Raw genomic sequence first — 8,808 nt, 5'->3', positions numbered from 1 at the left:
GCCCCCTCCCCCGCCCGCACTCCGGCGGGGTCCGTGCGGGCTCCCTCGGCCGCGCCGCCCCAGCGGCCCACGTTCACCCGAGGGGCACTGGGCGTTTCCCGCTACCAGGAGCCGGGGTACGCGGCCACCGTGACGTCGGTGGCCGCGCAGGGACACCAGCTGACGGTGGCCTTGCGCGCGCGGGGTCAGTCGGACCTGCGGGAGGCGAACACCACGTGCCTCGAAGTGCGTGGTTCCGACGGGACGTTCACCGTGCATCCGTTCGCACAGAACGCAGAAACGGCCCGGCCCGGCGCTTTCGACGGGACCCTGACCTTTCCCCTGCTCGTGTCGGGACGGTACGCCCTGCGGTACTCCTGCCGGAGCGACTACTCGGCGGTCGACCTGGGCGCGGCTCGTGTGCCGCACATCAGCATCTCCCGCTACAGCGACGAGTACTTCGCCGTGATCCTCTCGACGGACCGCACATCCCGCGGGCTCCAGCTGGTGTTCGCCTCCACCGGAAGGGCCGACCTCCGGGACCCCCGCACCTCATGCCTGAACCGCGGCGGCGCGGAGGAGTACCCGGCGAACGTCCGGCTGGACCGCAGCGAGACGACGCTCGATCACTTCCACTACGGCGTCATGGACTTCCCACCCGCCGCGGCGAACAGCAGCTTCACCTACTCGTGTTTCTCCGACTACAGTGCCGCGCCCCTGACCTGACGAGTTGATGACCCCGATATGACGAGCCGCCGTGGGTCAGATGCCGCCGGTGTTGAGCAGTCGGTTGGGGGTGTCGGCGCGGACGCCCCGCACGACGCCACGGGTGGCCGTACGGTCGAGCCAGACGTGCACCTCGTCGGCCGTGGCCCGGGGGTGGGCCGACAGGTACAGCGCGATCACGCCGGTCGCGTGCGGCGCGGCCCAGGACGTCGCGCCGAACTCCTCGGTGACCGTACCGCCTCCGGCGAGGGCGGCGGTGACCTTCTGGCCGGGGGCGTACAGGTCCACGCACCGCCCGTAGCCCGAACCGTGGGAGGCCGTGTCGTTCCAGACCCGGTCCTTCGAGGTGGAGGCCGCGACGACGATCGTGCCGCGGACGCCGGCCGGGGAGTGCTTGCAGGCGTCGTCGCGGAAGTTGCCGGCCGACACCACCGTCGGGATCCCCGCGTCGACCATCTTCTTCACCGCGGCGTCCAGGGCCGCCGACCGGCGGTCGAAGTTGAGCGACATGTTCACCACCGCGGGCTTCTGCGCGTGGGCGGTGACCCACTTGACCGACTTCACCAGGGCAGCCTCGGCCGCCGCCTGGGAGCCGCCGCCGTCGCTCTCGCACAGGATGCCCTGGACCCGTACGAGTTCCGCCTTGGGCGCCACCCCGTACTTCGCCCCGCCGATCACGCCTGCGACGAAGGTGCCGTGGCCGACGCCCTCTTCGCTGAAGCAGTCACCGGAGTCCTTCGGGCCGACGAAGTCGGCGCCGCGGTGAGCGCGTCCGCCGAACTCCTTGTGGGAGATGTCCATTCCCGTGTCGATCACGTAGACGTGGACGCCCTTGCCCGTGGCTTTGGTGGTGAACTTGCCGTTCAGGGGCCGTGCGCGCTGGTCCAGGATGTCCAGGTTCCACGGCACCTTCCGGGTGAGGGGTGACGCCGCGGTCTGCGCGAGCCCGGACGACTTTCCCTCGATGTCGGGCGAGGTCGAGGCCGCGCCGGACGGCGCCCCGGTGTGCGCCGAGGACTCCCCCGTGCGGGACGTCCCGCGTTCCCCCTCCGCCGCCGCACCGGCTTCACTGCCGCAGGCCGAGGCCCCCAGCACCGTCAGCATGGCCATCACCAGAAGTCCGGCCTTTGTCATATTCCGCGCCACAACGTCCCCCATGGTCCTCTTCGCGCACAGTCAGCGCACTAGACGACGAGGGAGGGGTGGACGGTTCCGGCCGGGTGTCCGGTTCCGCCGGGTGTGCGGTTCCGGCCGGGTGAGCGGGCAGATCGGGTGTGCGGGCAGATCGGGTAGGCGACGGGGCGTTCGCCGGGGGTTCGACGGGGAGACGTCGGCGACTGCATGTTTCGTACCCTGGGCGGCATGCGCATGCGCCCCACCTTGAGCTGGTCTCCCGCCGAGGACCTTCCGCCGGGCACCACGGATCTCGGACCCGTCGCCGACGCCCTGGGGTCGGGTGGTGTGCTGGTGCTCAGCGGGGCGGGTATCTCCACGGAGTCGGGCATCCCCGACTACCGCGGCGAGGGCGGCAGCCTGAGTCGGCACACCCCGATGACCTACCAGGACTTCACGGCGAGCGCCCAGGCGCGGCGCAGGTACTGGGCGCGCAGCCACCTCGGCTGGCGCACCTTCGGGCGCGCACGCCCCAACGCCGGACACCGTGCCGTGGCCGCGTTCGGGCGGCACGGCCTGCTCTCGGGTGTGATCACCCAGAACGTCGACGGTCTGCATCAGGCCGCCGGCAGTGAGGGCGTCGTGGAACTGCACGGAAGCCTGGACCGGGTCGTCTGCCTCTCCTGCGGCGCGTTCAGTCCGCGCCGTGAACTGGCCCGGCGGCTGGAGGAGGCCAACAAGGGCTTCGCTCCCGTGGCCGCCGGGATCAACCCCGACGGCGACGCCGATCTCACCGACCACCAGGTCGGGGACTTCCGTGTCGTGCCGTGCGTCGTCTGCGGCGGAGTCCTCAAGCCGGACGTGGTGTTCTTCGGGGAGGCCGTTCCGCCGCAGCGGGTCGAGCACTGCCGCTCCCTGGTCCGCCGGGCCGCGTGCCTGCTGGTCCTGGGCTCCTCGTTGACGGTGATGTCGGGGCTCCGGTTCGTCCGCCAGGCAGCGGAGACGGGGAAGCCCGTGCTGATCGTCAACCGGGACGCCACGCGGGGTGACCGGCACGCCGTCACCCGGGTCGCCCTCCCGCTGGGATCGGCCCTCACCACGGTGGCCGGCCGACTGGGCGTACCCGTTGACGACGGGGTGGCATCCGGGGCGGGGTAGCACTCAGGCCGGGCGTTACGGGCTATCCCGGGGGCCGCATGCTCCACCTGATCGCCCTCGTCAGGGCGTGACCCGTGAGCGGTATCGCGACGCCCTCCAGGCCGGGGAGGTGCGGGAGGCCCAGCAGGGTGCGGGCCCACTCCGGCAGGGAGGTCACCGCGTTGGCGGCGAGCAGGGCGTAGGCGGGCCGGGCGACGATCGGCAGCGGTGGGTGGATCAGCAGGAAGCGTGCGGCCGCCCTGCTTTCCGGTGTGGCACGGAGTTCCGGACGGTACGCGGCGAGGCGTGAGTCGAGTTCCGCCCGGGTACGGGGCGGGTCCGCTACCCCGAGGGCCGTCGCGACCTTCGCCGTGTCGGCCACGTAGGCGTCGTAGTCGGCGGCGGAGAGAGTCCGCGCCCCGAAGCGTTCGTGGGCGCGCAGGAAGCTGTCCGTCTCGGTGATGTGCACCCATTCGAGCAGATGGGGGTCGGCGGCCCGGTAGTGCTCGCCCTCCGTCGTCGTCCCCGTGACCCGCTCGTGGATCGCGCGGACCCGTTCGACCGCGGTGCGGGCGTCGTCGGCGGTTCCGAAGGTCGTCACGGCCAGGAACGTACTGGTGCGTTGCAGTCGTCCCCAGGGGTCGCCGCGATAGCCGGAGTGGGCGGCCACGGCGGCCATGGCCAGCGGGTGCAGGGACTGCAGCAGCAGGGCCCGCAGTCCGCCGATGAACATGGAGGCGTCGCCGTGCACGGCGCGGATGGGCCGCTCCGGGCCGAACCAGCGCGGGCCCGGTGTGTGGTGGATGCGGGCACGGTTCGCGGGACCGTCCGGCCCCGCGACGCGCCGGAACAGTGCTGTGCCGAGCCTGTCCCGCACGCCCGAGACCGTGAGGACGTCCCTGTCCATGGTCCTATTCTGCGTCGTCGTCGGCGAGAAGACAGGTGTCGGAGTTCGTCAGGACGTCCGCCGAATGCCGGACCGCCTCGTGTGAGCGGGCGGGTGGCGTGGCAGCGATCCTGTATGTCCCTGGTGATCACGCGTGCCGGCCCGGTAGAGGTGCTGCGATGCCCGTGACCGCCCGTACGGTTCCGGCGCGTCCCGGATCGCCGTCCGTGCCCGCGCTGCTCGTCGCCGCCCATGGCGGGCCCGCGCTCGCGGTCACCGCTGTCACGGCCCTGCTCGCACTGCGTGCCGAGCTGCGTCCGTTCGACGTCGTCGCCGTCACCTCGGCGGTGTTCGCCGGTCAGCTGACCGTCGGCTGGGGCAACGATCTGCTGGACCTGCGCCGCGATCGCGCCGTAGGTCGCGCCGGCAAGCCGTTGGCCACCGGCGTCCTTCCGGTCGGGCGGGTGGTGACGGCCCTGGTCGTGGCGGGATGTGCCTGCCTGGTGCTGTCCGTGCTGGCCGGCTGGCGGAGCGCGCTGCTCAACGCCACCCTCGCCACCGGTGCGGGCCACGCCTACAACCTGGGGCTGAAGGCGACCGTGTGGTCCTGGGCGCCGTACGCCTGCGCGTTCGGGACGCTGCCCTCCGTCGTCACTCTCGCCGACCCCGTCCGGGGCTGGGCCCCGCTGTGGATGGCCGGCGCGAGCGCCACTCTCGGGGTGGGGGCGCATCTGCTCAACACGCTGCCCGATCTCGCCGACGACGAACGGACCGGTGTCCGTGGCCTCCCCCACCGGATCGGGGAACGCCGCTCACGCGTCCTTGCCGCCGTACTGCTGTCCGCGGCCTCGTTGCTCGCCGTACTCGGCCCCGCGGGAACTCCGCCCGCCTGGGCATGGGCGGTGCTCGCCCTGGTGACGGTCCTGGCACTGCTCACACTGGTCGCCCCGGCCCGCGCTCCCTTCCGCGTCGCGGTGGCCGTCGCCCTCCTCGACGTGTTCCTGCTCTTGGCGGCCGGTGGATGACCCCGGCAGCCGTCCACGACGTCTTGGGAACCAGAGGACCTACGGGAGCCACCGGGCCACAGGAGCAACGGGAGCAACGGGAGCAACGGGAGCAACGGGAGCAACGGGAGCAACGGGAGACAGCATGAGCACGCGCATCGTCAGCGTTCGCGGCGTCCTGCCGGAGTATCGCCATCGGCAGGAGGACATCACCGAGTTGGTCACCACCACCATGATGGCCGAGGAGCCGGTCAGACACGGTGTCGTCGAACGGATGCACCGCAATGTGTGCGTCGAGACCCGGCACACCGTGCTCCCGCTGGAGGAGTACGCCCGGCTGGAGGACTTCGGTCAGTCGAACGACGTCTTCATCAGGGCCGGCGTCGAACTCGGCGCACGCGCGGTCGTGGACGCGCTCAAGGGCGTGGGCCTCACACCGGCCGACGTCGACTACATCGTGTCGTGCACGGTGACCGGCCTGGCCGTCCCCTCACTGGAGGCCCGTGTCGCTGCGGAGATCGGGCTGCGTCCCGATGTGGTGCGCCTGCCCCTGGTCGGCCTGGGCTGCGTGGCGGGAGCGGCCGGTGTCGCCCGTCTGCACGACCTGCTGCGCGGTCGCCCGGACGGGGTCGCGGTGCTGATGTCGGTCGAGCTGTGCTCGCTCACGCTGCAGCGCACCGACACCTCGGCCGCCAACATCGTGGCCGGCGGGCTGTTCGGGGACGGCGCCGCGGCGGTGGTCGCCGTGGGCGCCGAGCACCCGCTCGCGCAGTCCGACGACCCGGCCCGTCCGGAGGTCCTCGCGTCGCGCAGCCGCCTCTATCCCGACTCGGAACGCATGATGGGCTGGGACGTGGGCGCCGGAGGGCTGAAGATCGTGCTCGATCCCTCCGTCCCCGACCTGGTGCGTCACCACGTGGGAGAGGACGTCCGCGGCTTCCTCGCCGACCACGGGCTGACCCGCGACGACCTCGGCTGGTACGTGGCGCACCCCGGCGGGCCCAAGGTGCTGGAAGCGCTGCAGGACACCCTCGGGGTCGAGCGGGACGCCCTGCGCATGACCTGGGACTCGCTGCGCCGGATCGGCAACCTGTCCTCGTCCTCGGTACTGCACGTCCTGGCGGACACGCTGGCCGAGCGTCCGCCCCCGCCGGGCTCCCACGGGCTCATGCTCGCCATGGGGCCGGGCTTCTGCTCCGAGTTCGTGCTCCTGCGCGCTCCGGGTGGTGCGCCGTGAGCAGCGAGGCCCTGTTCACCGGCCTGGTCCTCGCGGTCGGCCTGGAGCGGGTCGCCGAGTTGGTCGTGTCCCGGCGCAACGCCGCCCAGAGCTTCGCGCGGGGCGGCGTGGAGGCCGGGCGGGGGCACTACCCGTTCATGGTGGTCCTGCACACGGGTCTGCTCGTCGGCGCGCTCGTGGAGGTGTGGCTGCGCCGGCCGGACGCCGTGGCTGTCCTCGCCTGGGCCATGATCGCCGTCGTCGCGGCCTCGCAGGCGTTGCGCTGGTGGTGCATCACCACCCTGGGACGGCAGTGGAACACCCGGGTGATCGTCGTGCCGGGCTCCGCGCGCGTGGCGGAGGGTCCCTACCGCTGGATCCCGCATCCCAACTACGTCGCCGTCGTCGCGGAGGGGTTCGCGCTCCCCCTGGTGCATTCGGCGTGGGTCACGGCGGTCGCCTTCACCACGCTGAACGGGTTCCTGCTCGCCACCCGCATCCGCACCGAGGACTCCGCCCTGGCCCAACTGACCTGAAGGAGACCACCCATGGACCTGCTCGTCGTCGGCGGCGGACCGGCAGGCCTGGCCAGCGCCCTGCACGCGGCCCGCGCCGGGCTCGACGTCGCCGTGTGGGAGCAACGCGCGGGCACCGTCGACAAGGCGTGCGGCGAGGGGCTGATGCCCGGCGCCGTCACCGCGCTGGCGGCGCTCGGCGTCCACCCGCCCGGCCATGCCCTGCGCGGCATCCGTTATGTGGCCGAACGGCACCGCGTCGACGCGGACTTCGCGGCGGGCCCCGGCCGGGGCGTCCGTCGCACGACGCTGCACGCGGCGCTGCGTGAGGCGGTGCTCGCCGCGGGCGTACGGATCGAGCAGCGCACCGCGCGTCGCGTCGAGCAGGACGACGACGGTGTGCGGGTCGACGGCGCCCGTGCCGCCCATCTCGTCGCCGCGGACGGCCTGCACTCGCCGATCCGCCGGGCCCTGGGGCTCGACCGGCCACGCCGGATCCGCTCGCGACACGGGCCGGGGCGGGAGGCCGGGGGCGTCGGATCGGGCCGCGGGGCGGAGCAGGGATCAGTCCCCGGGGCGGAGTCGGGTTCAGGCCGCGAGGCAGGGAGCGGATCGCGGCACGGGTTGCGGCGGCACTACCGACTCGCCCCGTGGAGCGATCACGTGGAGGTGCACTGGGCTCCTCGCGCGGAGGCCTACGTGACGCCGGTGGCCGACGATCTCGTGGGCGTCGCTGTGCTCACCGCCGCCCGTGGATCCTTCGACGATCACCTCACCGCCTTCCCCGAGCTGCGGGAACGGCTGGCCGGGTCCGCCCCGGCCGGGCCGGTACGGGGGGCGGGCCCGCTGCGCCAGGACACGAGCGCGCGCACCGCCGGGCGTGTGCTGCTCGTCGGTGATGCCGCCGGGTATGTCGACGCCCTGACCGGTGAGGGCATCGCGTTGGCGCTGGTACAGGCGCAGGCTGCCGTCCGGGCCGTCGTCGAAGGGGACGTGGCCGGTTACGAACGGGAGTGGCGCCGGCTCACGCGGCGCTATCGGTGGCTGACCCACGCGCTGCTCGGCGCGACGCGGGTGCCCCCGGTCCGTGGCGCGCTGGTGCCCCTCGCTCAACGGCTGCCGTGGCTGTTCACGGCCGCCGTGGACGTACTGGCCGGCCCGGTGCGGGGAGATCGGGCCGGAGTCCTGGGCCCGGCCCGGATGTGACGCGCTGCCCCTGTCGTGTTGGCATGGCTTTCCGCGTTGGTGCCGGCTCTGGCGCCGGCTGCACTGTCAGCAGCGGCACTGCGCCGGCTACGGGATGGCCGATCGAGCCCATGACACCCCGGCCACCTGCGACACGGTGTACGACCTGATGTCGATGACCAAGTCGTTCACAGCCGCGGCGATCACGAAGCTGGAGATGGCGGGCAAGCTGCGGGTCAGCGACCGGATCAGCGAGTTCGTCGGGCATGTCCCCGCGGACAAGCGCGCCATCACGATTCACCACCTGCTCACCCATACCTCCGGACTGCCCGAGGCGCTGAGGGACGACTACGATCCGGTCTCCCGCCAGGAGATGATCGACGGGGCGGTCACGTCCGAGCTGGTCGCCCCGCCCGGCACGACGTTCTCCTACTCCAACCTGGGGTACAGCCTGCTGGCCGCCCTCATCGAGAGCGCCTCCGGCATGGACTACGAGCACTTCCTGGCGGAACAGATCTTCGCTCCCGCCGGCATGGAGGACACCGGCTATGTCCTGCCGCGCTGGGACACGGAACGGATCGCGGTGGAGTACGACGAAAGGGGCGTCTCCCAGGGGCGGCCACTGGACCACCGATGGGCCGCTGACGGCCCGTACTGGAACCTGCGCGGCAACGGCGGTCTGCTGTCCACCGCCCGCGACATGTACCGCTTCCACCGCGCCCTGGCCGACGGCACCCTCCTGGACCGCGACGCACGGACCGCGATGTTCACGGCCCACTCCCCCACCGGCCTACCCGGCTACGACGGCTACGCCATCGGCTACGGGTGGGTCGTCATGCCCGACCGGAGCCTCGTGACCCACCCCGGCGGCAACGACTGGTCGTACGGCGTGCACGTGTACGCCGTGCGCGGCGACCTGATGGTGTTCTGGATCAGCAACCAGGCGGTACGGGACGGGAATTGGGACCTCCAGGAGATCTCCCGCTCCCTCACCTTCAAGCTGACCTAGCAGCTCCGGGGCGGAGCGTCACCGTCGGCCGGCGGACG

General features: G+C 72.4%; 9 protein-coding genes. 7 read left to right on the top strand and 2 right to left on the bottom strand.

Annotated elements, in window-relative coordinates; genetic code table 11:
• Positions 1–705 (top strand): hypothetical protein (locus AOK15_RS13960; RefSeq protein WP_205632128.1); only part of this gene is annotated, 705 nt, incomplete at its 5' end.
• Positions 706–741: 36 nt separating this feature from the next.
• Here the strand turns inward: AOK15_RS13960 and AOK15_RS13955 are convergent.
• Positions 742–1,839: a S8 family peptidase gene (locus AOK15_RS13955; RefSeq protein WP_240508423.1), complete on the bottom strand. Its 1,098-nt coding sequence runs from the start codon at positions 1,837–1,839 to the stop codon at positions 742–744.
• Between the two features lie 228 nt (positions 1,840–2,067).
• Here AOK15_RS13955 and AOK15_RS13950 point away from each other — a divergent pair, with 228 nt between their 5' ends.
• Positions 2,068–2,976: an NAD-dependent protein deacetylase gene (locus AOK15_RS13950; protein WP_055516427.1), complete on the top strand. Its 909-nt coding sequence runs from the start codon at positions 2,068–2,070 to the stop codon at positions 2,974–2,976.
• 22 nt (positions 2,977–2,998) lie between these two features.
• Here AOK15_RS13950 and AOK15_RS13945 read toward each other — a convergent pair whose 3' ends face one another.
• Positions 2,999–3,862 carry an oxygenase MpaB family protein gene (locus tag AOK15_RS13945; RefSeq protein ID WP_055516417.1) on the bottom strand — a complete coding sequence of 288 codons (864 nt, stop codon included), beginning with the start codon at positions 3,860–3,862 and terminating at the stop codon, positions 2,999–3,001.
• 158 nt (positions 3,863–4,020) lie between these two features.
• Between AOK15_RS13945 and AOK15_RS13940 the strand changes: the two genes are divergently transcribed.
• The 5 genes from AOK15_RS13940 to AOK15_RS13920 all read left to right on the top strand — a co-directional run bounded on the left by AOK15_RS13940 (position 4,021) and on the right by AOK15_RS13920 (position 8,770).
• Positions 4,021–4,866: a UbiA family prenyltransferase gene (locus AOK15_RS13940; protein WP_055516415.1), complete on the top strand. Its 846-nt coding sequence runs from the start codon at positions 4,021–4,023 to the stop codon at positions 4,864–4,866.
• 124 nt (positions 4,867–4,990) lie between these two features.
• Entirely contained in the window at positions 4,991–6,082 is a 1,092-nt protein-coding gene (locus AOK15_RS13935) for a type III polyketide synthase (RefSeq protein WP_055516413.1), read from the top strand.
• Entirely contained in the window at positions 6,079–6,597 is a 519-nt protein-coding gene (locus AOK15_RS13930) for an isoprenylcysteine carboxyl methyltransferase family protein (protein WP_055516411.1), read from the top strand. The genes AOK15_RS13935 and AOK15_RS13930 overlap by 4 nt, the downstream gene beginning before the upstream one ends.
• 12 nt (positions 6,598–6,609) lie before the next feature.
• The gene (locus tag AOK15_RS13925) at positions 6,610–7,782 is read left to right on the top strand and encodes an NAD(P)/FAD-dependent oxidoreductase (RefSeq protein WP_055516409.1); all 1,173 of its coding nucleotides are present in this window, start codon (positions 6,610–6,612) and stop codon (positions 7,780–7,782) included.
• Entirely contained in the window at positions 7,664–8,770 is a 1,107-nt protein-coding gene (locus AOK15_RS13920) for a serine hydrolase domain-containing protein (protein ID WP_276206209.1), read from the top strand. Before AOK15_RS13925 ends, AOK15_RS13920 begins: the two co-directional genes overlap by 119 nt.
• Positions 8,771–8,808 lie beyond the last annotated feature (38 nt).

This window comes from Streptomyces ossamyceticus, from assembly GCF_001418475.1.
GTDB classification, from domain to species: Bacteria; Actinomycetota; Actinomycetes; order Streptomycetales; family Streptomycetaceae; genus Streptomyces; species Streptomyces ossamyceticus.
Note: the sequence above shows the minus strand (reverse complement) of the source record. Positions and strands in the feature narration are given on the sequence as shown.

Coding starts and splice junctions, on each gene's coding strand:
- AOK15_RS13955 (WP_240508423.1), bottom strand. CDS start 1,839: ATGACAAAGGCCGGACTTCTGGTGATGGCCATGCTGACGGTGCTGGGG.
- AOK15_RS13950 (WP_055516427.1), top strand. CDS start 2,068: ATGCGCATGCGCCCCACCTTGAGCTGGTCTCCCGCCGAGGACCTTCCG.
- AOK15_RS13945 (WP_055516417.1), bottom strand. CDS start 3,862: ATGGACAGGGACGTCCTCACGGTCTCGGGCGTGCGGGACAGGCTCGGC.
- AOK15_RS13940 (WP_055516415.1), top strand. CDS start 4,021: ATGCCCGTGACCGCCCGTACGGTTCCGGCGCGTCCCGGATCGCCGTCC.
- AOK15_RS13935 (WP_055516413.1), top strand. CDS start 4,991: ATGAGCACGCGCATCGTCAGCGTTCGCGGCGTCCTGCCGGAGTATCGC.
- AOK15_RS13925 (WP_055516409.1), top strand. CDS start 6,610: ATGGACCTGCTCGTCGTCGGCGGCGGACCGGCAGGCCTGGCCAGCGCC.